Annotated in this window: 20 protein-coding genes; 6 read left to right on the top strand and 14 right to left on the bottom strand. The window is 58.9% G+C overall.

The genetic code is table 11. The features are described 5' to 3' along the window. Positions 1-32 precede the first annotated feature (32 nt). Entirely contained in the window at positions 33-806 is a 774-nt protein-coding gene (gene cobS, locus QPL94_RS01275) for an adenosylcobinamide-GDP ribazoletransferase (RefSeq protein WP_285354996.1), read from the top strand. Here the strand turns inward: cobS and QPL94_RS01280 are convergent. Both QPL94_RS01280 and cbiB read right to left on the bottom strand, forming a co-directional pair. After that, positions 803-1,753 (bottom strand): diguanylate cyclase domain-containing protein, encoded by a 951-nt coding sequence (locus QPL94_RS01280; RefSeq protein WP_285354997.1) that lies wholly within the window; start codon positions 1,751-1,753, stop codon positions 803-805. The genes cobS and QPL94_RS01280 overlap by 4 nt on opposite strands. 53 nt (positions 1,754-1,806) lie before the next feature. Beyond that, positions 1,807-2,769 carry an adenosylcobinamide-phosphate synthase CbiB gene (gene cbiB, locus QPL94_RS01285; protein WP_285354999.1) on the bottom strand — a complete coding sequence of 321 codons (963 nt, stop codon included), beginning with the start codon at positions 2,767-2,769 and terminating at the stop codon, positions 1,807-1,809. A gap of 133 nt (positions 2,770-2,902) precedes the next feature. Between cbiB and cobT the strand changes: the two genes are divergently transcribed. Together cobT and QPL94_RS01295 are read left to right on the top strand one after the other, a co-directional pair. Further along, a complete protein-coding gene (cobT, locus tag QPL94_RS01290) occupies positions 2,903-3,976 on the top strand; it encodes a nicotinate-nucleotide--dimethylbenzimidazole phosphoribosyltransferase (RefSeq protein WP_502881529.1) in 1,074 nt (357 codons plus the stop codon). Next, positions 3,973-4,581 (top strand): histidine phosphatase family protein, encoded by a 609-nt coding sequence (locus QPL94_RS01295; RefSeq protein ID WP_285355003.1) that lies wholly within the window; start codon positions 3,973-3,975, stop codon positions 4,579-4,581. Before cobT ends, QPL94_RS01295 begins: the two co-directional genes overlap by 4 nt. Here QPL94_RS01295 and cobU read toward each other — a convergent pair whose 3' ends face one another. Then, positions 4,582-5,106, bottom strand: coding sequence for a bifunctional adenosylcobinamide kinase/adenosylcobinamide-phosphate guanylyltransferase (gene cobU, locus QPL94_RS01300; protein ID WP_285355004.1), 525 nt, complete (start codon positions 5,104-5,106; stop codon positions 4,582-4,584). Between the two features lie 120 nt (positions 5,107-5,226). On the opposite strand from cobU, the gene QPL94_RS01305 reads away from it, so the two are divergent. Together QPL94_RS01305 and QPL94_RS01310 are read left to right on the top strand one after the other, a co-directional pair. After that, positions 5,227-7,101, top strand: coding sequence for a putative nucleotidyltransferase substrate binding domain-containing protein (locus QPL94_RS01305; RefSeq protein ID WP_285355005.1), 1,875 nt, complete (start codon positions 5,227-5,229; stop codon positions 7,099-7,101). Positions 7,102-7,114: 13 nt separating this feature from the next. Then, complete coding sequence (locus QPL94_RS01310) at positions 7,115-7,831, top strand: 3'-5' exonuclease (protein ID WP_285355007.1); 717 nt, start codon at positions 7,115-7,117, stop codon at positions 7,829-7,831. A 12-nt stretch (positions 7,832-7,843) separates the two neighbouring features. Here the strand turns inward: QPL94_RS01310 and msrB are convergent, their stop codons facing one another. The 5 genes from msrB to QPL94_RS01335 form a co-directional block, all read right to left on the bottom strand. Then, positions 7,844-9,025 carry a peptide-methionine (R)-S-oxide reductase MsrB gene (gene msrB / locus QPL94_RS01315; protein ID WP_285355008.1) on the bottom strand — a complete coding sequence of 394 codons (1,182 nt, stop codon included), beginning with the start codon at positions 9,023-9,025 and terminating at the stop codon, positions 7,844-7,846. Between the two features lie 177 nt (positions 9,026-9,202). Beyond that, on the bottom strand, positions 9,203-9,502 hold the full coding sequence (locus QPL94_RS01320; RefSeq protein WP_285355009.1) for a hypothetical protein: 300 nt from the start codon (positions 9,500-9,502) through the stop codon (positions 9,203-9,205). Between the two features lie 203 nt (positions 9,503-9,705). After that, on the bottom strand, positions 9,706-11,181 hold the full coding sequence (locus QPL94_RS01325; protein WP_285355011.1) for a sensor histidine kinase: 1,476 nt from the start codon (positions 11,179-11,181) through the stop codon (positions 9,706-9,708). Positions 11,182-11,184: 3 nt separating this feature from the next. After that, positions 11,185-11,895 (bottom strand): winged helix-turn-helix domain-containing protein, encoded by a 711-nt coding sequence (locus QPL94_RS01330; RefSeq protein WP_285355012.1) that lies wholly within the window; start codon positions 11,893-11,895, stop codon positions 11,185-11,187. 86 nt (positions 11,896-11,981) lie between these two features. Continuing rightward, on the bottom strand, positions 11,982-12,962 hold the full coding sequence (locus QPL94_RS01335; RefSeq protein WP_285355013.1) for an NAD(P)H-dependent flavin oxidoreductase: 981 nt from the start codon (positions 12,960-12,962) through the stop codon (positions 11,982-11,984). A 55-nt stretch (positions 12,963-13,017) separates the two neighbouring features. Here QPL94_RS01335 and QPL94_RS01340 point away from each other — a divergent pair, with 55 nt between their 5' ends. Next, on the top strand, positions 13,018-13,596 hold the full coding sequence (locus tag QPL94_RS01340; protein WP_285355014.1) for a QsdR family transcriptional regulator: 579 nt from the start codon (positions 13,018-13,020) through the stop codon (positions 13,594-13,596). A gap of 161 nt (positions 13,597-13,757) precedes the next feature. Here QPL94_RS01340 and QPL94_RS01345 read toward each other — a convergent pair whose 3' ends face one another. The 6 genes from QPL94_RS01345 to QPL94_RS01370 all read right to left on the bottom strand — a co-directional run bounded on the left by QPL94_RS01345 (position 13,758) and on the right by QPL94_RS01370 (position 23,074). Continuing rightward, positions 13,758-15,173, bottom strand: a complete 1,416-nt coding sequence (locus QPL94_RS01345; protein ID WP_285355015.1) for an aldehyde dehydrogenase family protein — start codon at positions 15,171-15,173, stop codon at positions 13,758-13,760. A gap of 15 nt (positions 15,174-15,188) precedes the next feature. Next, a complete protein-coding gene (locus tag QPL94_RS01350; RefSeq protein ID WP_285355016.1) occupies positions 15,189-16,295 on the bottom strand; it encodes a zinc-binding dehydrogenase in 1,107 nt (368 codons plus the stop codon). Between the two features lie 257 nt (positions 16,296-16,552). Then, on the bottom strand, positions 16,553-18,355 hold the full coding sequence (locus tag QPL94_RS01355; RefSeq protein ID WP_285355017.1) for an acyl-CoA dehydrogenase family protein: 1,803 nt from the start codon (positions 18,353-18,355) through the stop codon (positions 16,553-16,555). Between the two features lie 225 nt (positions 18,356-18,580). Then, positions 18,581-19,765 (bottom strand): acetyl-CoA C-acyltransferase, encoded by a 1,185-nt coding sequence (locus tag QPL94_RS01360; protein ID WP_285355018.1) that lies wholly within the window; start codon positions 19,763-19,765, stop codon positions 18,581-18,583. A 204-nt stretch (positions 19,766-19,969) separates the two neighbouring features. Further along, positions 19,970-22,063, bottom strand: coding sequence for a 3-hydroxyacyl-CoA dehydrogenase NAD-binding domain-containing protein (locus QPL94_RS01365; RefSeq protein ID WP_285355020.1), 2,094 nt, complete (start codon positions 22,061-22,063; stop codon positions 19,970-19,972). Positions 22,064-22,249: 186 nt separating this feature from the next. Beyond that, positions 22,250-23,074 (bottom strand): IclR family transcriptional regulator, encoded by an 825-nt coding sequence (locus tag QPL94_RS01370; RefSeq protein WP_285355021.1) that lies wholly within the window; start codon positions 23,072-23,074, stop codon positions 22,250-22,252. Between the last annotated feature and the right edge of the window lie 452 nt (positions 23,075-23,526).

Genomic DNA, 23,526 nt, shown 5'->3' on the forward strand with positions numbered 1-23,526 from the left:
ACCAACAGGATCCTCAATAACAGGGCAAGTCATTGACCAATATTAAACCAATCATCGACAGGGAGTGGCAGGCCCTCTGGCTGGCTATCGGATTTCTCACCCGCATTCCCATGATGGTACGTATCGACTACTCCCCGCGCCTGATGAATCAGTGCAGTGTCTATTTCCCACTCGTGGGGCTGTTACTGGGGACCATTTATGCCGCGCTGTATGTCGCCCTCGTGCAGATTTGGAGCCCACCGGTGTGTCTTGTGTTGGTTACGGGGTTTCACCTCTGGATTACCGGAGCCTTTCACGAAGACGGGCTGGCAGACAGTGTGGATGCGCTGGGCGGCGGGTATTCTGTGGAAGCCAGGCTGCGAATCATGAAGGACAGCCGTATCGGCACTTATGGCACGGTGGCACTGGTGATGGCGCTGGGGCTGAAGGTCGCTTTGCTGGCTGACGTACAGCCGGTCTGGCTCGGACTCCTTCTGGCCCCCATGGTGTCCCGCCTGGCTCCACTGCTGATCATGGGCTACCTGCCGTATGTGACCGACCCGGACAAGAGCAGGAGTAAGCCGGTGGCAGAGGATTTCTCGCGAACCCGGCTGGCCATTGCCGCGGGTTTCACAGCCCTGGCACTCCTGTTTCTGACCGGTTTCCAGCCTGGGGTTTGGCTGTGGAGTCTGGCGGCTACACTGGGCGTCACCACGGTATGGGGACTTTATATTCGCCAGCAACTCGGCGGCTACACCGGGGACACTCTGGGTGCCAGTGTGGTGTTCGCCGAACTGGTGCTGTTACTGGGCCTGGCTGGCGGTTAGTGCACTGGCTTGAAAAACTGGTAGCTGTTTCTGCCGTTGCCCTTGGTGGTGTACATGGCGGTGTCGGCGTTATGCATCAGGGTTTGCGCATCCGTCCCGTTTTCCGGGTAGACGCTGATACCAATGCTCAGGTTCACCTGGAGCTCGTGGCCATCAATAATCCGTGGCATGGCAAATTGCGCCAGCAATTTTTCGGCAACATGGATAGCATCCTGCCGTTCTTTGATTTCGCTCAAAAGGATAACGAACTCGTCGCCGCCATGACGGCTCACGGTGTCAGTACCACGCACACAAGCCTCGACCTCCAGGGCCACTTCCTGCAATAAATGATCACCTACCCCATGGCCGTAGGAATCATTGATCTGCTTGAAGTAATCCAGGTCCAGGAACAGCAGGGCAAGTTGCTTGCGGTGTCGATCAGCCATGCCGATGGCCTGGGTAAGCCGCTCCGTAAGCAGCATCCGGTTGGGCAGACCGGTGAGGAAGTCGTGCTGGGCAAGATGGTTCATTTTCTCCATCGCGGCGCCGGACTGGCGGGCGTCGTGGAACACAATGACGGCACCGGCTATCTCGCCAAAACGGTTGCGGATGGGAGACGCAGAGTCCTCTATCGCCATGTCGGAACCGTCGCGCCGGACCAGCACGCTGCCCAGGGCCAGTTCAACCGTCCGACCTTCATTAATTGCCCGCTGTGCCGGGCTCTTCGCCCGCTCACGGGTAACACCGTCGAAAATGAAAAAGATCTGCTCGACTGGTCGCCCAAGTGCTTCTTCACGAGACCAGCCTGTCAGCTTTTCTGCCCCCCTGTTGAGATAAATCAGATCCCCCTTGGGGTCAACAACCAATACGCCATCACCGATGGCGTCAAGCGTGATCTTTGCCATATCTTCGAACGAGAAATCACCAAAGGTAATGGCACCATCAGTGGATAGAATAGTCCTGGCCATATGTTTCTAGGTGCCCCCTTGAACTGCTAGCAGTCCAAAATAGGCTGGCAGCCTCATCCGGTCTGTACGGAAACGCACAGAAGCTCAGCGACAACAGCAACTAACCCAAGCAGACCGAGCCAGAGCCATACTCCCCGGCGCACCAGCCCGATGGCTTCATCGACCGTACCTGCCGTGGCTACCGGGCCCATTCCAAGCACCGGTCGTTGCCGGATACCGGACTGATAGGGGGCGGGGCCGCCGAGTGATATTCCCAAAGCGCCTGCGCCCGCTGCCATCACCGGGCCGGCATTCGGGCTGTCCCACCGCGGCGTCTGGGTTCGCCAGCAACGCCAGGCCAGGCGTGTGTTGCCCAGTATGGCATAGGTAAGCGCAGTCAGCCGGGCAGGCAGCCAGTTCATGACATCGTCCATCCTGGCGGCGACCCGCCCGAAATACAGGTAACGTTCATTGCGATAGCCCCACATGGCATCCAGGGTATTCACTATCCGGTGCAGCAATACCCCGGGAATACCCGCCACCAGAAACCAGAACAGGCTGGCAAATACCGCATCCGCCCCGTTCTCCAGCATCGACTCGCTCGCTGCCGTCGCTACACCCTGTTCATCCAGTTCGCTGACCTTGCGGCTGACAATCCGGCCCACCTGTTCCCGGGCACGCTCAATATCACCGCCATGCAAGGCAGCCGACACCGCCCGGCCATGTTCTGTCAGCCCCCGGATTGACAGAGCGAAATACAACACCAGGGCCTCCAGCAGCCGGTACGCCCAGCCATCCGTGGCCCATTTCAGGGCTTCTGCCACCGTCAGTACGGGTATCACAACAATCAACACCCCCAGCAGCCCCAGCGATATCGACCGCCCCCTGTGTTCAGGCAACCGATTCAACCACTGCTCTATCAACCCGGCGAAACGACCGAACCCCACCAGCGGATGCCACCGTCGGGGCTCCCCCAGCCAGCGGTCCAACAGTACGGCAACCAGGCATACGATTACTGAAAAAGCGAATTGGTCCAAATCAGCAGCATCTCTTGAATCAGAAAAACGTGGGAGCAGGGAAGTTTAACCGAGTGACCATCAGCCTTGACACCTTTTCCGGCCGGGTAGACCATTCCATGTTTTCACCTGCCAGGATTCGCCCATGCATTCTCTGCCCCCGTGTTGGACCCAACCCCTCCCGAAGCCCAACGAACACAGTTCCCGGCAAGCAGCAGAACGCCAACAAACACTGACCAAGCCACCGGGATCCCTGGGACAACTGGAACAACTCGCTATCCGGCTCGCGGGGCTACAAGGCGTTGAGCAGCCTACCGTCGATCCAGTGCGTATCACCGTGTTTGCCGGTGACCATGGCGTGTGTGAAGAAGGCGTGTCAGCGTTTCCCCAGGAGGTGACGGCGCAGATGATTGCCAACTTCGCCGATGGTGGCGCTGCCATCAGCGTGCTGGCAGGTCACCTGAACGCTTCGCTGGAAGTGGTGAACCTGGGCACTGTCGGCGAGGTACCGGTACTACCCGGCGTGCTGGATCAACAGATTGCAACGGGCACGGCCAACCTGGCGGTGACCGACGCGATGACCGAAGCCCAGGCATGTGCTGCCCTCGCAAGTGGCGATGCGGCTGCCGGGCGTGCTGCCCACGCAGGCTGCCGGCTGTTTATTGGCGGTGACATGGGCATCGGCAACACCACCAGCGCAGCTGCCCTGGCCTGCGCGCTGCTCAACCGGTCACCGGAGGCGCTGGTTGGTCCGGGCACAGGCCTGGACACTGCCGGCATTTCCCATAAAAGCGCAGTGGTGAGCCGTGCACTGAAGCGACACGGTGATAACACCGACCCCCTGATGGTACTGGCCTCTCTGGGCGGTTTTGAAATCGCCGCACTGACCGGCGCGATTCTGGGCTGCGCGGCGCGAGGCATTCCCGTGCTGGTGGACGGCTTTATCGTTTCCGTCGCGGCCCTGGTGGCAGTTCGTCAACAGCCGGATCTCAGGGAGTGGCTCGTGTTCGCCCATCGCTCCGCCGAGCCAGGGCACCAGGCCGTATTGGAAGCGCTTGATGCCAAACCGTTACTGGATCTTGGCATGCGCCTGGGCGAAGGCAGTGGCGCAGCGGTGGCAGTGCCCTTGCTGCGTGCGGCTTGTGAGCTCCACAACCGGATGGCCAGCTTTGCGGATGCGGGCGTCAGCGACAGGGATCAGGGCGAGAGCCGGGAAGGATCACCATGAGCGGCAATACCACGACGTTTTTCGATCTGATACGCCACGGCGAGCCAGCAGGCGGACCCATGTTCCGGGGCAGCCAGGACGATCCCCTGAGTGATACCGGCTGGCAGCAGGTGAATGCCGCCATAACGGAAGAGGACCGCTGGGACCTTGTCGTCACGTCACCGCTTCTGCGCTGCAATGCCTTTGCCCGGCAACTGGCGCAACAACGACAGCTGCCGCTGTACGAAGAGCCACAATTACGGGAAATCGGATTTGGCGACTGGGAAGGCAGAACCTCTGCCGATATTATGGCTCACACTCCGGATGCACTGACCGGTTTCTGGAGTGACCCGGTGAACCATCCTCCTCCCGGGGGGGAGGCAATCGCCGCATTCAGTAAAAGGGTCGCCGACGCCTGGCTGCACTGGCAGCAGGAAGCCGCTGGTAAACGGGTACTGGTGGTTTGTCACGGGGGTGTCATTCGCATGATTGTGGCGGAGGTGATGGGCATTCCGCTGCACCGCTCGTTTGCCGCCATTGCTGTTCCCTACGCCTGTCGCAGCCGTATCCGGGTGGATGAATCCGAACATGGCGTCCTCAGTTGCCTGCAAAGCCACGGCAAGTAGTCAGCCTTTCAGCGTCAGCGGCAGCCCCGCCACGCTCATCACCACCCGGTCACAGCAGGCGGCAAGGTCCTGGTTCAACCAGCCCAGCTCGTCACAGAAGCGACGGGTCAGCGGCTCCATGCCGATAGTGCCCAGGCCCACTTCGTTACTGACAATCACAGCCTGACCGGGATAGCCGCTCAGTGCCTGCAGGAACGCAGCGCGCTCGCGGCTGAATACTTCGTCTCCGGCAAACAGCAGGTTGCTGACCCACAGGCTCATGCAGTCCACCAGCAACAATGGCGGCCGTGGCCCGCGGCCCTGGTCGTCCAGCACCGCTGCCAGTCTTAACGGTGCCTCCACCAGCCCCCATTCCGGCGGCCGGCTTTGCTGGTGGCGTGCCACCCTCCGGGCCATTTCCTCATCGCCGGCGGTCGCTGTAGCCAGATACACTACCGGCTCCCCCGAATCGCCGGCGACCTGTTCGGCCAGTGCGGTTTTACCGGAGCGAATGCCTCCCAGAACGAGCGTACAATTTCCAGACACAACCAATCCCTTTTAACCTACAGCTAACGTCTTACCTCCCATCATGGCCGTAAAACCCCGCCACTGCTATATTGCGTGTTGAATTCTCCACGCCCGACCGGTGCGAAAAGGAAGCGAGTAATGCAGGCAGAGCTCATCGAAATACGCAACCACCTGGCCCAGCACTCTCCGTTTGATGAGATGGCGGAAGAAACCCTCGACAAAATCGTCTCGGGTATCGAGGTTGCCTATTTCCGCGCAGGCGCCGATATCCTGACATTTGGTGAACGCAACACCTACCTGCATTACATCCGCAGTGGCGCTGTCGAAATGTACCGCCGTACCGGCGAACTCTACAACCGCCTGGGGGAAGGCGAGATTTTCGGCCAGTATGGCCTGCTGATGAGCAAAACGGTGCGATTCCCGGTCAAGGCCATTGAGGACTCCCTGATTTACCTGATCCCCGACGAGATTTTCCAGTATCTGTGGAAAAACGACGACAACTTCACCGATTTCGTGGAAGTCGAAGACCGCTCACGCCTACGCTCTGCGCTGTCCCGGCGGCGGAGGTCCAGTCAGCCCATGACCGCCCGGGTCACCCGACTGATTTCCCGTGAGCCGGTCACTGCGCCGATCACCGTTCGCTTGCAGGAAGCCGCCCGCATCATGACCGATCAAGGTGTTTCAGCCTTGCTCCTCATGGACGGGAGTGGCGACGGGGCCAAGCTCTCCGGCATCATAACTGACCGAGATCTGCGCACCCGCGCACTCAGCGAGGCCCTGCCGTCGGAAACACCGGTCAGCGACATCATGACCGATCGCCTGATCACCACCAGCTCTAATTCGTTCATTTTCGAAGCCATGCTGACCATGCTTCATAATAACGTGCATCACTTGCCGGTTATGGAGGGTGACAAGATCCGGGGGGTGATTGCACTGTCGGATATCGTCAAGCATGAATCCCAGAGTAGCCTCTACCTGGTCAGCAACATCTACCAGCAACAGGATGTAAAAGGCCTCAAACGCCTTAGCCAGGAAGTGCCCAACACCTTTGTCCGCATGGTCCATGAAGACGCCAACTCCCATATGATCGGCAGTGCCATGGCCGGCATTGGCCGCAGTTTCAGCCAGCGGCTGCTGGAACTGGGTGAGGAGAAACTGGGGCCACCACCGGTGCCTTACTGTTTTATGGCGCTGGGCTCCATGGCCCGGGACGAACAACTGGTGGTGACCGACCAGGACAACGCCATGGTTCTGGACGACAGCTTCGACCCGGCGCTACACGATGAATACTTTCTGGCCCTGGCGAAGTTCGTCAGTGACGGCCTGGCGGAATGCGGTTACACCTACTGCACCGGCGATATCATGGCCACCAATCAGAAATGGCGCCAGCCCTTGCGGGTGTGGAAGGACTATTTCGCCGACTGGACCGACAACCCCAAGGCCGAAGCGTTGCTCAACAGCAATATTTTCTTCGATCTGGACGGCATCCACGGCCGAACCGAGTTCACCGAAGAGCTCAAAACCTTCATCGCAGACAGGGCCAGCAACAGCCAGCGGTTTCTGGCGATGCTGGCGCGTAACGCCCTTAACCGCACGCCACCACTAGGTTTTTTCCGCACCTTTGTGATGGAAGAGAGTGGCAAGCAGGCCAAAACCTTCAACCTGAAGCGTCGGGGAACGGCGCCTGTCTCGGATCTGATCCGGGTGCATTCCCTGGCCTGTGGCTCCAAGGCGCAGAATACCTTCAACCGCCTCAGGGCCATCGCCGAAACCAAGCTGATTCCCGAAGACGGGGTGGATAACCTGCGGGACGCCTTCGAATTCATCGCCATTGTGCGGATTCGCCATCAGGCCCTTGCCATCGAAGCCGGCCGCGAGCCGGACAACAACGTTCGACCGGAGGATTTGTCGCCGTTCGAGCGCAGCCACCTCAAAGATGCCTTCCAGGTGGTCAGTCAGGCTCAGAAATTCCTCAAATTCCGTTATCATGCGCAGGTAGCCCGGAATGTCTGAGGAGCATGAATCCATGACTATCGAAGCCGCGGCCGAGACACTGCCGTGGCCAGAGCGTTTTCGGGAGCTCGCGAAACAGGCGGAAGATGAGCGGCTGAAGGCATTCTACGAAGCGGGTTGCGTCGCGCCTGAAACACCTCTGAAAGACGTTCCTTTCGTGGGCCTGGATTTTGAAACCACCGGGCTGGATCCCAACAAGCACTCCATTGTCAGCATCGGCGTGGTGCCATTCACCATCGACCGGGTACAACTCGGAGGCTCCCGGCACTGGCTCGTGAAGCCGCAACTGCCGCTGCATCAGACGTCCATTACGATACACGGCATTACTCACACCGATATTGATAAAGCGCCGGATCTGATGGAAATACTTGATGAGGTTCTCGAGAGCCTGGCCGGTCGCATTCCCGTGGTCCACTACCGCCATATTGAGCGGCCGTTTCTGAATGTCGCGCTGAAGTGGCGAATCGGGCAGGAAATACGTTTTCCGGTGATCGACACCATGGCCATCGAGGCGCATCTGCATCCCCGCCGGCACCCCAACTGGTGGCAGAGGCTCAGGGGACAACAACCTGTCTCCATCCGTCTAGCAGACAGCCGGCTGAGATATGGCCTGCCGCACTATCCTCCCCACAACGCCCTGGTGGACGCGCTGTCCAGTGCGGAACTACTGATGGCTCAGGTTCAGCACCACTTTTCGCCAGAGACCCCCATCGGGGATCTCTGGCTGTGACCGGCTTATGAACTAGTTGGACGCAGTGCGGCTACTTTCTTCCACTTCACTGATCAATGCGCCATACCCCTGGGCTTCCATCTGCTCCAGCGGAATGAACTTCAGGGCTGCGGAGTTCATGCAGTAGCGCAGACCAGTGGGGGCGGGGCCGTCGTTGAAGACATGCCCGAGGTGAGAGTCCGCGTATCGGCTGCGGATCTCGGTTCGCTTCATAAAGAAGGCATTGTCTTCTTTCTCAACCACCATGTCCGGGCTGATGGGCTTGGTGAAGCTCGGCCAGCCGGTGTTGGATTTGTACTTGTCCCTGGATGAAAACAGCGGCTCACCGGAAACAACATCCACATAGATACCCGGCCGCTTCTCATCGAAATACTCGTTTTTGAAAGCAGGTTCGGTGCCGTCTTCCTGGGTGACGTAATACTGCTCCTTGGTCAGCCGTGCTTTCAGCGTTTCGTCATCCGGCTTTTCAAAGGTCTCCGGATTGAACCCCTCGACCTGGCTCTGGTTCATGCCGGCACCGCTACTTTCTTCCGGACGGTATTGGGCGTAATCCACTTCCTCGTCCTCACCCCAGACCTTCTCGATGAACTGGTAACGGCCGGAGTTGAAGGTATAGAACTTGTACCGCACCGGGTTTTTCTTGTAATAATCCTGGTGGTATTCTTCCGCGTCGTAGAAAGCCTCGAAAGGTACGATTTCAATTTTTACCGGATGATCATAGCGGCCGGACGCTTCCAGCGCCTTCACCGAGGCTTCGGCAGCGCGTTTCTGTTCTTCGTTGTGATAGAAGATGGCCGGCCGATACTGTTTGCCGCGGTCTACGTACTGGCCGTTCACATCGGTGGGGTTGGCGGTGCGCCACAGAGCCTGAAGCAGCCCTTCATAGGTGATCACATCCGGGTCATAATAGACCTGCACCGCCTCGGTGTGGCCGGTACGCCCACCGGAAACCTGTTGATAGGTGGGGTCTTTTTCGTCACCACCACTGTAACCGGACACTGCCTCAACAACACCCGGCACTTTTTGCTCGTAGGCTTCCTCAACGCACCAGAAACACCCGCCGGCGAAGGTAGCAACCGCCAGATCCGGGTCGTCCGGAGCATATTGTGAGCCCGTCTCACTGGAGGCACCAACCTGGAGCCCGGTCAGTGCAATGGCTGCTGCCATGGACATCAGTAACAGATACCGTTTCATAACCTTAACCTCTTGCCCTTTGAGTACTGTGACCAGTTTGCACGGCATTCGTCACAGCATCTTCTCCTGTTTATTACGTTTGTATAACGCCGGAGAGATCAATGTGGATGCAGTCAGCATCAGCACCGGCACATACCCCGTGCCGGAGCGGATCTGGCGGCACTCGCAGATGCGCGGTTAATTCATGGAATCCGACTTGCCCATGCCATCGTCCTTCATATCATCGTGCATGGCCTTGTCGTCTTTCATGCCCATTCCGTCGTCCTTCATCTTCATGCTGTCCCCAGCCATGTCGTCGTTTTTCATACCATGGTCCATGGAGTCGGACATGTCATCCTTCTTCATGTCTTTTTGGTCCATGGACTGTTCCATGTCGTCATCCATCATGCCATCGTCGGATGCCATTTCATCCGCGTGGACGGCACTGGCCATCAGGCCGAACAGGCACATTGCTGCAATCGTAGTGAACTTTTTCATAGCGATATCTCCCCAAGGGTTTCAGCCCACCGGACTGGCGGGTTCGTTAACCATCCTGAGTGCACGCCATCACGAGAGAATCACACGGCGTTAAAGAGTGTGTAATGAAATGCTCACAAATCTGTCACGGGTGCCGGGTCGGCATGCCTTGGTGCGTCTTGTCCACCGCAGAGATCATTGTGGATGCAACTGGCTCGGGTTGATTACCTGACCGGAAGCCGTATGCAGAAGCATGCGCCCCCGGAGGCCGGATTCTCAACACGGATATCGCCCCCTTGCAGCGTCATGATCCGGCGGGCAATTGCCAGACCGAGACCGGCATGGCCACCGGCCCCGCCTGAGGATTCGCCGCGGTAGAACGGATCAAAAATATGGGGCAGGTCCTGCTCGGGGACGCCCGGGCCGCTGTCCTGCACGCAGACTTCCGGCAGGCCGTCGGCGTGTCTGATCGCCACCTCAATGCGCCCCCCGGCTGGGCTGTAGGCAATGGCGTTGCCGATCAGGTTGTCGAGCACGCGCTCGGTCATGGCCAGGTCCGCGTAGGCGAGCGGTAGATCGGTATCGCCGTCGACGGCAAGTTCAAGCTGCCGGTTGCGGGCCTCCGGGCCGTGTTTCTGGACCACATCGTGCACCAGCTCTGCCAGCGGAAATGGCTCGGGCACTGGTTGCTTTTCCCGGGCTTCCAGGGCAGCAAGCTCGAACAGCTCGTCCACCAGGCGGCTCAGGCGCCGACCTTCTTTAAGGGCGATATCGAGAAAGCGGTCCTGCTCTTCCGGACTGAGGCGATCCCGTCGCAGTTTCAGGCTTTCAATGTATCCCTGCATGGAGGCCAGGGGCGTGCGCAGATCGTGGGACACCCGGGCCACCAGTTGACGGCGTTGGGCGTCCTTTTCTGTCAGTTGTTCAATCTGGGAGGCAATCCGGCTGGCCATGTCGTCAAAAGTGGCACCCAGGTAATCGATCTCGTCCCGAACCACGGGCCGCCTGTCGCGCCAGGTACTGTGGAGAGCTTGGTGGCTCATGTCGCTATGCTCGAAATCTTCCACCAGCCGGGTCAACAAGGTCAACCGACGGGTCAGCAGCCGGAATACTGCAAGCCCCGCAATCATCACCACCGCCAGACTGACCAGCAGGGCCCAGGCACTCAGCTCCAGCAACTGGCCGCCCCGCGCCATGGTTTCCGCGGCATCGTATTCTTCTCCCCGCAACACCACGTAGAGATAACCTTCCGGCTTGTCGGCCGACGGCACCGGGGTGACCGAAAAGACTTTCTGCCGGTCATGGCTGCGGGGGTCGTCCCCCAGCACGGGGTAGCGACTCATATCGTCCATCAGCCGCTGAATGGGTTCCAGTGAAACCTGTTTGCGCTTGATTTTCGCCGGGTCGGCTGAATAAGAGAGGATGGTGCCATCCAGGTCCAGAAGATAAATTTCAATACTGGGGTTGATGGTCATGTACAACGCGAAGAGTTCTTTCAGGGCACTTCGGTCAAGCTGTCCCTCGCTGACCAGATTCCTGTCCGCCACCAGGTTTTTCGCCAGGTCACGGTGCAGCTCCTGATTCACCGAGGCGGTGTACTCCCGCAACGAATAGAGGCTGATAAAGGTATGCAGCAGGCCAACGGCCAGTAACAGCAGGAACAGGCCCACCGCCAGCCGGGTGTAGAGTGTTCTCACCATGGGTCAGTCCCGGAAGCGATAGCCCACCCCCCAGACGGTCTCGATAAACTCCGGGCGGGCCGGGTCCTTCTCGATTTTGCCCCGCAGGCGATTGATGTGGGTGTTGACGGTGTGCTCGTAGCCTTCGTGGTTGTAACCCCAGACTTTGTCTAATAGCTGGACACGGCTGAACACCCGGCCCGGATGGCTGGCAAAATGCCACAGCAGGTCGAACTCCCGGGCGGTCAGCTCCACTTCCTGCTCTCGCACGAACACCCGACGGCGATCCGGATCGATGCGTAATCCATCGGTGCGCAACTCTCCGCTCTTTTCGTGACCGGCGTTTGCGGCTGATGCGGATGCCATGGCATCCACGCGCCGGAACAGGGCCTTCACCCGTGCGGACAGTTCAGCCACGCTGAAGGGTTTGGTGAGGTAGTCGTCCGCCCCCATTTCCAGGCCCAGAACCCGGTCCAGCTCGGTGGTTTTTGCGGTCAGCATCAGCACCGGCACATAACCGGGGCCGGAGCGGATCTCGCGACACACCGAGAGGCCGTCCATTCCGGGTAACATCAGGTCGAGAACCACCAGGTCAATGTCGCCCTCAAGAAAACGCTCAAGCCCGGTATCGCCCCGGTCACACAGAATGGGGTTCATGTCCAGGTCGGCCACGTGCATGCGCACCAGTTCGCCAATTCCCGGGTTGTCCTCAACAATCAGTATGTTTCGTGTCATAGCTCACTGGCCCTGGGCAACTCGCAAAATCACCGTCTGTTGATACCAGTGTATAGCGGAAAGTTCACAAATGTATCACGCCGATATCAGGCCTCCAGGCTGCCCAGCAGGCGCTGACGGATAATAGTGTCGGCCTCATCCATGATGCGCCCGATCAGTTCCTCACAACTGGGCACATCGTGGATCAGCCCCGCCACCATGCCACAACTCCAGGCCGCCTCATCCATCTTGCCCTCCTGCAGCACCAGCCGGCCCTTCACGCCGGTCACCAGGTGGCGGATATCATCGATGGTTTCGGTCTCGCCTTTCTCTTTCTCGATGCGGATGATTTCCTCTACGGCGGCGTTGTTCATCACCCGCTCGGTATTTCGCAGGTTGCGCATGATCAGCCGGGTCTGCCGCTCATCGGCCTCGACGATGGCCTGTTTGACGTTGTCATGAATGGGCGCATCGGTGGTGGCGAGAAAGCGGGTCCCCATATTCATACCATCGGCACCCAGGGCCATGGCCGCCACCAGGCTGCGACCATCGGCCATGCCGCCGGAGGCGACGAATGGAATGGTCAGTTCCTCCGCCGCACGGGGCAGCAGGATAAAATTGGGGATGTCGTCCTCCCCCGGATGACCGCCACACTCAAAGCCGTCCACGCTGACCGCATCACAGCCGATTTTCTCGGCCTTCAGGGCATGGCGCACCGAGGTGCACTTGTGGATGACCTTGATACCGGCGGCCTTGAACTGTGGCATGTATTGCTCGGGACTGCGCCCGGCGGTCTCCACGACTTTCACACCACCGTCGATAATGGCCTGGATGTAGGCCGGGTAGGGAGGCGCCTTGAAGGACGGCAGGAACGTCAGGTTCACGCCGAAGGGCTGGTCGGTCATCTCAGCACAACGTGCAATTTCCCGGGACAGGTCTTCCGGGGTAGGCTGGGTCAGTCCGGTGATAATACCGAGACCACCGGCATTGGAGACAGCCGCCGCCAGCTCCGCATAGCCGACATGATGCATACCACCCTGGATAATCGGGTGACGGATACCAAACAGTTCGGTGATTCTGGTCTTCATAGCGGGTTTCCTGGTTTGTCGTTAGAATGAATTCGAATACCGATACGAGGTCGCAGTGACAGAAAAAACAACAAGGGCAACACCTGCCGATGCCTTCCGGCGGGCGCGCAGTATGTGGCTGAAGGGCGAACGCATTCACCTGGCTTCACTGTCGGCAGAACTGAATATCGGGCGGGCCACCCTGTTTCGCTGGGTCGGCAACAAGGATTTACTGCTGGGGGAAGTGCTCTGGTCACTCTACGAGCCCCTCAGGCATGAAGCGCTCAGCACGACGCCAGGGCAAGGCGTGGATTTCGTGGTTGGCGTATACCGGCACATTAACTCCACTCTGTTGCACTCCGAGCCACTGCGACGCTTTATCCATGAGGACCCGGAGTACGCGCTGAAGATATTGACTTCCTCCCAGTCCACGATTCACAGCCGCGCTGTAGAGGCCAATACCCGCACGCTTCAGGACCAGGTAGCGTCCGGGCATATCAGCCCGCCTCTGAATGTTAACAGCCTGTCCTACTTCATGGTGCGCCTCGCCGAATCCTGTCTGTACAGCGATATCATCAACGGCCGCGAACCCCGCGATGAGGAGCTGGAGGACGCCTGTATTGCTGTGCGGATTCTGCTTGGCGGGCAAGCCTGAGTCTGGTTCCTGGTTTGAGGGCTGGTCCCGCGCATCTCTGTCGGATTACGGCTGCCGCCTCTTGTGCCCTTTACGGGTAAATCCGACCTACATGATGCAGCCCTCATACACCCCCGTAGGTCGGATTAGCGACGCGTAATCCGACACCCAGCTCCCGACCATCACAACTGCAACGACCGTACCTCCAGAAACTCCTCCAATCCCCACTTACCAAACTCTCGCCCGATGCCGGAATGCCCGAAACCTCCAAACGGTGCCAACGGGTTGAAATCTCCACCATTGACAAACACCTGGCCGGTACGCAGTTTTCCAGCCACTTTCCTGGCGTGGGCATCATCGCCTGACCAGACGGCGCCAGACAGACCATAAGCGGTGCCGTTGGCAATTTCGATGGCCTCGGCTTCGTCCTGGTAAGGAATCACACACAGCACAGGGCCGAAGATTTCCTCCTGGGCGATGCGGCTGTCCGGTTTGACGTTGCCAAATACCGTGGCTTTGACGAAGTAGCCCTGGTCACAACCATCCGGGGCTTCCGGGCCACCGGCTACCAGGGTTGCGCCTTCCTGGATGCCGAGCTTGATGTAATCAATCACCTTGTCACGTTGCTGTGCCGAGGCCAGCGGGCCAAGGCGGGTGGTTTCTTCCAGCGGGTTGCCCGGGGTCATTTTCGCCACTGCCGCGGAAGCCAGCTCGCAGGCCTCATCGTGCTTGTCTGCGGGCACCAGCATGCGGGTAAGCGCGGTACAGGTCTGGCCCGAGTTGAGCAGACAGTTGTTGACCGTTCCCTTGACCGCTTTGGCCAGGTCGGCGTCCGACAGAATCACCGAGGCGGATTTGCCGCCCATCTCCAGGGCAAAGCGTTTGAAGTCATCCGCCGCGGCGTGGGCAATCAGGCTGCCCGTGCGGGTGGAACCGGTGAAGGAGACCATGCGCACATCCGGATGTTTGATCAGGGTATCGCCAACCGTCTGGCCTTCGCCGCATACCAGGTTAAAGACGCCTTCTGGCAGGTCGGTTCCATCGAGAATCTCCGCCAGGATGTACGCGCTCTGAGGTGCGATTTCCGACGGTTTCAGCACCACGGTACAGCCGGCGGCAATGGCCGGGACGACCTTGAGGATCACCTGGTGCAGGGGGTAGTTCCAGGGGGTGATACAGCCGACCACACCGACCGGAGTGTATTGCACTTCCGAATTGCCGATCTGTTCGCTGAACGGAAAATCCGGCAGCATCTTCAGGTAGCTTTTGGTGATGGTGGCGGGCAGTCCGGCCTGAATGCCGGTTGCCAGCTTGATCGGCATACCCACTTCCCGGGCCACGGTTTCGGCGATATCCGGTGCCCGTTCTTTCAGGCCGGCGTGGAGCTGTTCTAGCACGTGGAGACGTTTCTCCAGGGTGCTTTCGGACCAGCTTTCAAAGGCGCCACTTGCGGCGGCGATGGCCTGCTCCATTTCCTCACGTCCGGAAGCGGGGACCCTGGCTATGACGTCGCCAGTGGCGGCCTCATGGACGTCGATGGTCTCGCCTTGCCAGTGCTGCCACTGGCCGTTGATGTAGTTCTTGCTGAGATCGTTCATGGTTCTGCTCCTGAATCAGTCGAACACAATCACGCCACGGGCGTTCTTGCCGGCCAACATATCATCGAAGGCCTGGGGTGCGTCATCAATGGGGTAGGTGCGGGTGACAAGTTCGTCGAGCTTGAGTTTGCCAGTCTTGTACAGCCCCAGGATACGGGGGAAGTCATACTGGGGCCGGGCAGAGCCCAGCCAGCTGCCCTTGAGGGTTTTCTCGTCAGCTGGCAACGTCAGGGTGGTGATCGAGGTTTTGTCTTTCGGGTCGGACACGCCCACCACCACAGCGGTACCGCCACGGCCCAGGCTCTTGTAGGCCTGCTCCACCACCGCTCCGGCACCGACACACTCGAACGCATAGTCCACGCCGCCGGTAAGTTTCTTCACGGCCTTGGCGCCGTCTTCCACCTCGCTGATATTGACGGTGTGGGTGGCACCGAACTCACGGGCCATTTCCAGCTTCTTCTCGTTGTTGTCCACCGCGACGATCATTTCAGCACCAGCAGTGACGCAGCCCTGAATGGCGTTCAGGCCTACGCCGCCAATACCGAACACAGCCGTACGGGAACCAGGCTCGACTTTCGCCGTATTGAACACAGCACCAACCCCGGTCATCACCGCGCAGCCCACCAGGGCGGCGTTCTGCATGGGTATGGTGTCGTCCACCTTGATGCAGTTGTCCACGTGCATGGTGGCGTATTCCGCCATCACGCCACAGGCACCGAAAACATTGAGATCCTCGCCATCCGCTCCCTTGGTGCGAACGGTGCCATCGGGCAGAGTAAACATCGCCTTGCGTGCGTTTTCACAGAGCACCGGGCGGCCACGAACGCACTGGCGGCATTTGCCGCACATGGAAATAAAGGAGCTGACAACATGGTCGCCTTCCTTGAAGGCAGTGACGCCCTCGCCCACTTCTATGACCACACCTGCGGCTTCGTGGCCGAGAACCAGTGGAGCGGGGTATTGGATTTTTCCGGTGGTGGCTGAATGGTCGCTGTGGCAAACACCGCAGGCACCGATTTTTAGGGTGATTTCGTCCCGTTTCGGGCCTTCCACGGTGATGGTTTCTACCTGAACGGGTTGGCCCCATTCGCGACAGATGACTGCCTTTGCCTGTCTGTCCATTCTGTTTAGCTCCTCAGTTTACTTAGCCTTCTTGTTTTGGGGCTGGTCGCGGGGCGGGGTACCTTTTCTTATGGGAAAAATAACTCGCTGCGCTCAGACATCTTTTTCCCGCCAGAAAAGGTACCCCACCCCACGGCCGTTCTGACAAATCTATATCTGTCGGATTACGCCTTTGGCTAATCCGACCTACATGGGGGCATCGAAAACAATCGTAGGTCGGATTAGCCAAAGGCGTAATCCGACAAACAAAATCTGCGTTAAAACTCCGAATCCTGCATACCCAGCGCTGTGGTATCCACAGCGCTCAGCAACTCAGCCAGACCAACCACTTTCGGCAATTCATACCTGGTAAAATACTCACAACATTTCACCTTACCCTCGTAGAATTCTGCGGCCTGCTCACCACTTCCCGCCAATCCGGCGATGGCCTTGATGGCCTGACGCAGCCAGAGCCAGCCAACCGCGGTGTGACCGAATGCTTCGAGGTAGAGCGAGGCGTTGGCCAGGGCTTTTTCCACGTTGCCGTTGGCTTTTTCCGCGTTGATGGTGTCCGTCGCCACGGCCATGGCTTTCACGGCGCGATCCAGATGGTCGGCGCAGGGTACCAGACGCTCAATACCACGGGCCTCGCCGATGGTGGCTTCGATGCGGTCCATCAGTTCCTGATAGAACTTGCCGCCAGCCATGGACACTTTGCGGCCCAGCAGGTCGATGCCCTGGATGCCATGGGTGCCTTCATGAATGGGATTGAGGCGGTTGTCGCGGTAGAACTGCTCGACGGGATACTCGCGGGTATAGCCGTAGCCGCCATGCACCTGGATCGCCAGGCTGTTGGCTTCCAGGCAAAACTGGGACGGCCAGGATTTGATGACCGGCGTCAACAGATCCAGCAGGCCAGCGGCCAGTTGGCGTTGTTCGTCGGTAGCCCCGTGCTTTTTCTCGTCCACCAGCATCGCACCCTGCAGACACAGCGCCAGGCCACCTTCCACGTAGGCTTTCTGGGTCAGCAGCATGCGGCGGATGTCGGCGTGGCGGATCAGCGGAACTTGCGGTGTGTCGGGGTCTTTCTCGCCAACGGGACGCCCCTGTTTGCGATCACGGGCGTAGTCCAGCGCGTGCAGATAGCCGGTATAACCCAGCATGACAGAACCCAGACCGACGCCGATGCGGGCTTCGTTCATCATATGGAACATCGCCGCCAGACCGTTGTTGGGCTCGCCAACCAGATAGCCCACGGCACCGTTTTTCTCACCGAAGTTGAGCATGGTGGAGGTCGTGCCGCGATAGCCCATCTTGTGAATCAGACCGGCCAGCGCCACATCGTTACGCTCACCCAGGCTGCCATTGTCATTGACCAGGATCTTGGGCACGATAAACAGGGAAATGCCTTTCACCCCGGCGGGGGCTCCTGGCAAGCGGGCAAGCACCATGTGGATGATGTTGTCGCTCAGCTCATGATCGCCCGCAGAAATATAGATCTTGTTACCGAACAGGCGATAACTGCCATCGTCCTGAGGCTCCGCGCGGGTGCGCAAATCGCCCAGGGACGATCCGGCCTGGGGCTCCGTCAGGCACATGGTGCCGAAGAACCGGCCGGCCATCATCGGCTCCGCGTATTTCTGCTGCTGATACTCACTGCCCTGGGCCATGATCAGATTCGCCGCCGCAATCGTCAGCCCGGCGTAACCCTGGGTGCCCACGTTCGCGCCCTTGAGCATGCCCACACACATCTGTGCCACCGCTGCCGGAAGCTGCATGCCGCCGCGCTCAAAGTCCTGACCGGCCGCCATCAGGCCGGTATCCCGCAGAACATCCAGGGCCTTTTTGACTTCCGGGCGCATTTCCACCCGGCCGTTTTCGAACCGGGGTTCTTCTTCGTCGACCAGGCGGGCGTGGGGGGCGAATTCTTCTGACGCAACCTTTAGTGCCAGTTCAAGTGCGGCCTGGAGCGTTTCCCGGTTGTGCTCCGAATAGCGCTCGTAGCCCAGGACCTGTTCGACGTCGTGGAGTTCAAAAAGCTGGAATGCCAGGTCCTGGGTGTTGATGATTTTTTGTTGCATGGCCTCGCACTCTTGGTATCTGTTAGCAGTGTTGTCGGATTACGCTTCGCTAATCCGACCTACGTGGTAATGGGGCCACATGGCGATAACCGTGCCGTCCGGACGGGCCCGGGGTGGGGTGTCTTTTCTGCCGGGAAAAAGATGTCTGAGCGCAGCGAGTTATTTTTCCCAGAAGAAAAGACATCCCGCCGCGGGCTCAGCCCCCAAACAAGCAGGCCAACGAAGTTACACCACCTCAAAGAGCCCAGCAGCCCCCTGGCCACCACCGATGCACATGGTTACGACAACGTATTTTGCGCCACGGCGTTTGCCTTCGATCAGGGCATGGCCCGTCAGGCGAGAACCCGTGACACCATATGGATGGCCAACGGAGATGGAGCCACCGTTCACATTCAGTTTTTCCATCGGAATACCCAGTCGGTCGCGGCAGTAGACCACCTGAGAGGCAAAGGCCTCATTCAATTCCCATAGGTCGATGTCATCCATCGTCAGGCCGTTGCGTTCCAGCAGGCGCGGAATGGCGAAGACCGGACCAATACCCATCTCATCGGGCTCACAGCCAGCAACCGCAAAGCCACGGAAGATGCCCATGGGCTCGATGTTGTGCTTCTCTGCGTAAGTGCTGTTCATCACCGTGCACACAGACGCTCCGTCCGAGAGCTGCGACGCATTACCGGCGGTGACAAAGTGATTGTCCCCACGCACCGGATTCAGGCCTTGCAGGCCTTCCAGTGTGGTGTTCGGGCGGTTGCACTCGTCACGGGTCAGGGTGACATCCTTATAACTGATGTCCCCGGTTTCCTTGTCCTTCAGCATCATGGTGGCGTCGAAGGGCACAATCTCGTCGTCGAACCTGCCAGCTTCCTGAGCGGCAGCGGTGCGCTGCTGGGAAATCAACGCGTACTCGTCCTGGGACTCACGGCTGACACCATAGCGCTGGGCCACAATATCAGCGGTTTCAATCATCGCCAGGTACAACTCAGGCTTGTTCTTCATCAGCCAGTCATTGGTGGCGTGGAAGCTGTTGAGCTTGTCGTTCTGCACCATGGAAATGGATTCGACACCACCAGCCACCATGGCCGGCACTTTCTCGGAGACCACCCGCTGAGCGGCAATGGCAATGGATTGAAGGCCGGAGCTGCAGAACCGGTTGATGGACAGGCCAGCAGTCGTCACCGGCAGACCGGCACGAATCGCCGCCAACCGCGCGATATTCTTGCCCTGGGCGCCTTCATGGAAAGTGGCGCCGAGGATGACGTCCTCAACAATATTCGGGTCGATACCCGCACGTTGCACAGCCTGCTGGATCACATGGCCGGCCAGATCCACGCTGTGGGTGTTGTTCAGTGCGCCACGGTAGGATTTACCAAGACCGGTACGGGCAGTGGAAACAATAACGGCATCAGACATAACAGTGTCCTTCAAAATTGGTGTTCTGTCGGATTACGGCTTCGCCTAATCCGACCTACGGGTTCAAACCCCGGTAGTAACGTCGGGCCCGGGGTGGGGTGCCTTTTATGCCGGGAAAAAGATGTCTGAGCGAAGCGAGTTATTTTTCCCAGAAGAAAAGGCACCCCACCTCGGGACCAGCCACCACACCAGCAGGCCAGGCTTTTAAAGGTCCGAAAACTTGCGCCCTTCGCTGACCAGTTTTTGCAACAGGGCTGCCGGCTTCCACTGCTCGCCGCCCAGGTCATCGTAGAACTGTTCAACGGTGCCAAGTATGTTGTCCAGACCAATCTGATCGGCCCAGAACATCGGGCCACCGCGGTAAGCCGGGAAGCCATAGCCGTAGATCCAGGTAATGTCGATATCCAGCGACCGGTCGGCGATGCCCTCTTCCAGGATCTTCGCGCCCTCATTGATCATCACATACATGCACCGCTCCAGGATCTCCTGGTCAGTGATCTCACGGGGCGTAATACCCTGCTCCTGCCGGAACTCGGCAATGATCTGATCCACCTGCGGATCGGGAATCGGCTTGCGGTTACCTTCCTCGTACTTGTACACGCCCGCCTGAGTCTTCTGCCCGAGACGACCCTGCTCCGCCAGCTTGTCCATCCAGCTCGCCGGCACATCCTCACCGGCCTTGCGGCGCTCCTCACGGATACTGTAACCAATATCGATACCGGCCAGATCCGACATGGCAAACTGCCCCATGGGGAAACCCAGATCGGTCAGCACCTTGTCCACCTGCTGCGGGCTCGCGCCTTCATTGACCAGCGCCATGGCCTCGGCGCCACGCTTGTGCAACATGCGGTTGCCAACGAAACCGTAGCAGTTGCCCACCATGACACCCACCTTGCCGATCTTCTTCGCCAGCGCCATGGCAGTGGCTTTAACTTCGTCGGAGGTTTGTTCGCCACGCACAATTTCCAGCAGCTTCATCACGTTGGCGGGGCTGAAGAAATGCAGCCCGATGACGTCCTGAGGGCGCTTGGTGGCCGCTGCAATGTCGTCGATGCTCAGTGTGGAAGTGTTGGACGCCAGGATCGCACCCGGTTTGCAGGCCTCGTCCAGCTGACCGAAGATCTTCTTCTTCAGGTCCATGCTCTCGAAAACTGCTTCGATCACCAGGTCCGCATCGCCGAAATCATCATAGGTCAGGGTGCCGCTGATCAGGCTCATGCGCTCCTCAACCTGGGCCTGGGTGATGCGGCCTTTCTTCGCAGTGTTCTCGTAGTTCTTGCGGATAACGGCCAGACCCTTGTCCAGCGCTTCCTGTTTCACTTCGGCGATGGTCACCGGAATACCGGCGTTGGCAAAGTTCATGGCGATGCCGCCGCCCATGGTGCCGGCGCCGATCACACCCACTTTGCGGATGTCACGAACCGGCGTGTCCTTGGGCAGGCCTTTGACCTTGGAGACCTCACGCTCGGCGAAGAAGGCGTGAACCAGTCCGGCCCGCTGCGGTGATTCCATGCATTCCATGAACAGCTCGCGCTCACGCTTCATGCCTTCATCAAATGGCAGGTTGAAGGCCGCTTCCACGGCGTCCACGCACTTGAACGGCGAGAACAGGCCGCGGGCTTTCTTCTGCAGCCCGGCGCGAAACTGCTCGAACACATCGCTGCCCTTGTCGGCCTCGATCTTGTCGTTCAGATCACGAACCCGGCGAGCCGGCTTGCCTTCATCGGCAATTTTCTGCGCGTAGGCCAAACCAACAGCCCTGATATCGCTGCCTTCTTCTACTGAGTCCACAATGCCCAACGCGAGAGCGTCTTTAGCAGCCACGAAGTCGCCGGTGGTGATCATTTCCAGAGCCTTCTGCGCACCGGTCAGCCGCGGTAAACGCTGGGTGCCACCGGCACCCGGCAAGAGCCCGAGCTTCACTTCCGGCAGGCCAACCCTGGCACTGCTCAGGGCCACCCGGTAATGGCAACCCAGTGCGGTCTCCAGTCCACCGCCCAGCGCGGTGCCGTGAATGGCGGCGACAATCGGCTTGTCACTGTTTTCGTAGAGTTCAATCATCGCGGCCAGCCCCGGCTCCTGCATGGGCTTGCCGAATTCGCGGATGTCGGCGCCGGCAATAAAGGTGCGACCTTCGCACACCAGCAACAGCACCTTGGCGTCGGCGTCTTTCTGGCCCTGCTCCAGCGCAGCCACCAGGCCGGAACGAACCGCGTGGCTGAGGGCGTTCACCGGCGGATAGTTCACGGTGATCACGCCAATGGTGCCTTCCCGGCTGTAGGTTACGACCTCAGACATAATTTCTCCTCGCTTTATATGGAATGTAGTTTTAACAAGCGAAACATAAGTACGATTTAATACAAGTTTACCACTGGTTTCAACCTCCATTTAAATCGCGGATACAAAAAAAGCCCTGAGACAAATCCCAGGGCTTTAGACAGAAGTTCGGGTAGCTGGCGGGCAGCTCCTTGCTCCGGTGTCGAATCAGACGCCGAGCGATTCGATATCGCTGGCCAGCATTGCCAGCTGGTGGGCGATGGACTGACGCAGCTTTTCACCCGGCACCAGGTAAGAAGGTGCCGCACAGGTCAGCGCCATAATGGTGCCGTCCTGCAGGTGAATGGGCACGCCGGCAGAATTGATGTTGCGGTCCCACTCGCCGAGGGAGAGACAGAAGCCGTGCTTCTTGAAATCTTCCATTGAGCGCTCCAGACCTTCCTTCTTCTCCGGCCAGGCGTCGCCATACTTGGCTTCCATGGCGTCATCGATCACCTTACGGCCTTTCTCGGAGATGGCACAGTAATAGGCGCGGCCCGCCGAGGTAGTAGCCATGGGCAGTTTCAGGCCGATGTCCATGCGCAACAGCGAGGCTTCCGGTGGTAGCCGGTTCTCAACATAGATCATGTGCAGGCGGTCACGGCAGGTCAGGCCGACAGACATGTTGGTCTGGCGGGCAAACTCGTCCATGTACGGCTTGGCCAGCTGGCGCACCTTGAGGTTGGACACGTAGGCGTAACCCAGGGCCAGAACGCCGGAGCTGAGCTGGTACTTCTCCAGCTGCGGGTTGTAGCTGAGGTAACCAAGCTTGGTCAGGGTGTAAGTCATGCGTGAAACCGTAGGTTTCGGCAAACCGGTCAGGCGCGAGATGTCCTGGTTACCCAGAATGACCGAGCCCTGGCTGAAGGCACGAAGCACGTCGAGACCGCGGGAAAGCGCCTCTACAAACTTGCGGTCCTTTTCCGGCTTTACCGGCTCACCGTCGCCGGACGCCGCCAACAGTTCCGGTGGGGTGACTTCTGCATTGTTCATAATCGGGCATCCTCCAACAGCATTGCCTGATCCGGTAAGCCCACAGTGCTGGGAACTTGGTCAGATAGAAGAAAAGTTGCGCTATTTTAATGGCTGCAAGTGTCAAGTACCACAAGGTGTACTGAAAAGAGTCAAAAGTCATGCCAAACATGGAACACTGTTACTCAATGTTTCACTCTCGACCAATTTTTGCGACACTCAGACCCGGGTTTACGAATCTATTTCGGTATATTATTCTGCAAAGCGAAACATTATAAGCATTTTTTATTCATCTGACGATCCCGGGAGAGTACATGAAGGTTCTGTTTGTTGCCGGAGACCCCAAGCCAGAGCGCTGGACAGTGCCCATCAAGGAACTGCTTCCGGAGGCCGAGGTGCATGTGTGGGACGCTAACGGCCCCGCCGTGGACGCCGATTACGCCATTGTCTGGCAGCCGCCGGCGGAACTGTTC

The organism is Marinobacter sp. SS13-12 (assembly GCF_030227115.1).
Classification (GTDB): domain Bacteria; phylum Pseudomonadota; class Gammaproteobacteria; order Pseudomonadales; family Oleiphilaceae; genus Marinobacter.

Coding starts and splice junctions, on each gene's coding strand:
- QPL94_RS01280 (WP_285354997.1), bottom strand. CDS start 1,753: ATGGCCAGGACTATTCTATCCACTGATGGTGCCATTACCTTTGGTGAT.
- QPL94_RS01295 (WP_285355003.1), top strand. CDS start 3,973: ATGAGCGGCAATACCACGACGTTTTTCGATCTGATACGCCACGGCGAG.
- QPL94_RS01305 (WP_285355005.1), top strand. CDS start 5,227: ATGCAGGCAGAGCTCATCGAAATACGCAACCACCTGGCCCAGCACTCT.
- QPL94_RS01310 (WP_285355007.1), top strand. CDS start 7,115: ATGACTATCGAAGCCGCGGCCGAGACACTGCCGTGGCCAGAGCGTTTT.
- msrB (WP_285355008.1), bottom strand. CDS start 9,025: ATGAAACGGTATCTGTTACTGATGTCCATGGCAGCAGCCATTGCACTG.
- QPL94_RS01320 (WP_285355009.1), bottom strand. CDS start 9,502: ATGAAAAAGTTCACTACGATTGCAGCAATGTGCCTGTTCGGCCTGATG.
- QPL94_RS01325 (WP_285355011.1), bottom strand. CDS start 11,181: ATGGTGAGAACACTCTACACCCGGCTGGCGGTGGGCCTGTTCCTGCTG.
- QPL94_RS01330 (WP_285355012.1), bottom strand. CDS start 11,895: ATGACACGAAACATACTGATTGTTGAGGACAACCCGGGAATTGGCGAA.
- QPL94_RS01335 (WP_285355013.1), bottom strand. CDS start 12,962: ATGAAGACCAGAATCACCGAACTGTTTGGTATCCGTCACCCGATTATC.
- QPL94_RS01345 (WP_285355015.1), bottom strand. CDS start 15,173: ATGAACGATCTCAGCAAGAACTACATCAACGGCCAGTGGCAGCACTGG.
- QPL94_RS01350 (WP_285355016.1), bottom strand. CDS start 16,295: ATGGACAGACAGGCAAAGGCAGTCATCTGTCGCGAATGGGGCCAACCC.
- QPL94_RS01355 (WP_285355017.1), bottom strand. CDS start 18,355: ATGCAACAAAAAATCATCAACACCCAGGACCTGGCATTCCAGCTTTTT.
- QPL94_RS01360 (WP_285355018.1), bottom strand. CDS start 19,765: ATGTCTGATGCCGTTATTGTTTCCACTGCCCGTACCGGTCTTGGTAAA.
- QPL94_RS01365 (WP_285355020.1), bottom strand. CDS start 22,063: ATGTCTGAGGTCGTAACCTACAGCCGGGAAGGCACCATTGGCGTGATC.
- QPL94_RS01370 (WP_285355021.1), bottom strand. CDS start 23,074: ATGAACAATGCAGAAGTCACCCCACCGGAACTGTTGGCGGCGTCCGGC.